Source organism: Salinispora cortesiana (genome assembly GCF_000484695.1).
Taxonomy (GTDB): Bacteria; Actinomycetota; Actinomycetes; order Mycobacteriales; family Micromonosporaceae; genus Micromonospora; species Micromonospora cortesiana.
This window is the reverse complement of record NZ_AXVR01000147.1, coordinates 1-2,326: the sequence shown is the minus strand read 5'-3', so window position 1 is coordinate 2,326 and position 2,326 is coordinate 1. Positions and strand designations below refer to the sequence as shown.

The window sequence follows — 2,326 nt, the reverse complement described above, 5'->3', positions numbered from 1 at the left end:
TGTGGGTGTGGGGCTGGGCTGCCCTTGGAAGGTGCCCACGTCCCATGAACCACCGCCCGTCACACCGCCCGAGTCCGACCCCGCGCCGCCCAATGGCCGACCGGCCCGGTCGACGCCTGACCCGTACCGTGCGTCTGCTGACCCCGGTTGTCGCGGTCACCGTCGCCGCCCTGCTGGCTGCTGCCGGCACCCCGGACGCGGCCTTCGCCGCCGAGTCGATCCAGGCCGTCGTCAACAACATCCGGTCCTGGCTGGTCGGCATCCTCGTCGCCGTCGCCACGCTCTTTCTCACCGTGGGTGGGCTTCGCTACGCCGCCGCTAATGGTGATCCCGGTGAGGTGGAGAAGGCCAAACTCGCGCTCAGGTCCGCCGCGATCGGCTACGCCCTGGCGATGCTGGCGCCGCTGTTCGTCACGATCGTCGGCCAGTGGGTGGCTGTCTAATGCTGTTGTCAAGTTGTGGCGGGCGTTCGGTAGCCGCTCTGGTAGGGCACGCGGGTGCGCAGGATGGCGTGCAGGACCGATACGCGTCGTCTGGCCAGGGCGATGAGGGCCTGTTGGTGTCTTTTGCCCTCGGTGCGTTTGCGCGTGTAGAAGGCTCTGCTGGCGGGGTCGGCTCGGATGGCGCAGAACGCCGAGTTGTAGAAGATGCGTTTGAGGGTCTTGGTTCCGCCGGTGGCTCTGCGCAGGTAGCTGGTCTTGCCGGACTGTTGCTGCACCGGGGCAAGGCCGGACGCGGCCGCGAGCGCGTCGGCGGTGGCGAATCGGGTCAGGTCTGCTGCCTCGGCCAGGAACTCGGCCGTGAGGGTAGCTCCCATCCCGGGCAGGCTCAAGACAAGGGCCGCGTCAGGGTGTTGGCGGAGAGCCTCCACGATCTCGGTGTCCAGGGCAGCGAGGCGGACGCGTGTCGCGAGCGCGTCGGCGGCCAGCTCGCGTACGAACTGAGCGGTCCGGGCTTCGCCGGGCACCACCAGAGGCTGGCGTTGAGCGGCGTCGAGCGCGTTGCGGCCAGTCGGTTGGCGCGGTCGGAGCGGACCCCGTTGCGGTTCAGGTGGGCCGCGATCCGGGCCTTGCCGGCTCGGCGGATCTCGCCGGGAGTGGCGTAGCGGGCCAGCAAGCGCAGGTCGCCGAGGTTGGTCAGGTCCAGTACTCGTTCCAGACCGGGGAAGATCCCGGTCAGCATGTCGCGCGTCCGGTTGATGCGGCGGGTCTGCTCGGTTACCAAGTCGCTTCGGCGCGATACCAGAAGCCGCAGATCGAGGCTCAGATCGTTGGCACCGGCAACCGGCCGCCAGTCATCGCGCAGCCGCAACTGGCTGGCGATGACCCGGGCATCGCGAGGGTCGGATTTGTGCTCGCCGCCGCGGGTGCCGTGGCGGGAACGGTTCACAGTCAGCCCGGGTACGTAAACCACGCGGTGTCCGCTGTCCAGCAGCATCGCAGTGAGCAGGCCCGCGATCCCGCCTAGCACGTCGATGCCAATCGTGACCGGGCCGTGCTCCGCGACGGCCTGGGCGAGTTCGGTCAGGAACACGGCGATGGCCTCGGGATCGTTGTCCACCCGCCGCGACACCACCTCCTGCCCGGTTTCGGCGACAACGGCCGCCACCCAGTGGAACTCCTTGGCGATATCCACGCCTATCACCAGTGCCACGGATCCTCCGATCTCTCACCCAACGGCCTGGCGCAGCAACCCCATTCCGCCGTCAACGCCCTACATAGCGATGGTCCGCAGCGCCTAATCAGCGGTCAGAACAAGGTGGCGGGACCGGTGGCAGAGCCACCTGAGCCATCGAGGAGCAGCCTGATGAAAGCCATGCCGGTCCCGCCTGCGCCCGCCGATCATTCCGGAAGACCGGCGGCACGCCACGAAGGTAGGGCCTGATGACCCACTCTTACTCCGCCTCTTTGCGCCGTCGGGTCCGGCTGGTGGTCGTGGTGCTCGGCATCGGGCTTGCCAGCGGTCCCGTGTTCGCGGGGACGGTATCGGCGCAGCCGTCCCCGGAACCCGTCCCCGCTCCGGGTGGGCCGTCCCCGACACCGGCCCCCGTGCCCGAGACACCGTCGCCGATTCCCCCGCCGTCACCGGACGGACCGACCCCGCCCGCCCCGTCGTCCCCGCCGACACCCGCCCCGTCCCCAGGGCCGTCCCCGCCCGCAACACCACCACCCGATAGCGGGGACGACGACCCTGGCATGTTCGATATCCCCGGGCAGATCCGTAAGGCCATCAACGAGTTCCTACTGTGGATCGCTAAGACCGGTCTCACGCCGGTGATGGACACCCTCGGCCGCACAGCGCTGTCCACCCCGGATCTGACCGGCAG

General features: G+C 69.2%; 3 protein-coding genes. 1 reads left to right on the top strand and 2 read right to left on the bottom strand.

Features of this window, described 5'->3' with window-relative positions; all coding sequences use genetic code 11:
• Positions 1–44: 44 nt before the first annotated feature.
• Positions 45–443, top strand: a complete 399-nt coding sequence (locus K228_RS0124610; protein WP_425414543.1) for a pilin — start codon at positions 45–47, stop codon at positions 441–443.
• An 8-nt stretch (positions 444–451) separates the two neighbouring features.
• On the opposite strand, the gene K228_RS29295 is transcribed toward K228_RS0124610, so the two are convergent.
• Complete coding sequence (locus tag K228_RS29295; protein WP_223160766.1) at positions 452–817, bottom strand: transposase; 366 nt, start codon at positions 815–817, stop codon at positions 452–454.
• Positions 818–828: 11 nt separating this feature from the next.
• The gene (locus tag K228_RS26275) at positions 829–1,653 is read right to left on the bottom strand and encodes an IS110 family transposase (RefSeq protein WP_223160765.1); all 825 of its coding nucleotides are present in this window, start codon (positions 1,651–1,653) and stop codon (positions 829–831) included.
• Positions 1,654–2,326 lie beyond the last annotated feature (673 nt).

Excerpts from the sequence above, each read along its gene's own strand:
- K228_RS0124610 (WP_425414543.1), top strand. The coding sequence starts at position 45 with ATGAACCACCGCCCGTCACACCGCCCGAGTCCGACCCCGCGCCGCCCA.
- K228_RS29295 (WP_223160766.1), bottom strand. The coding sequence starts at position 817 with ATGGGAGCTACCCTCACGGCCGAGTTCCTGGCCGAGGCAGCAGACCTG.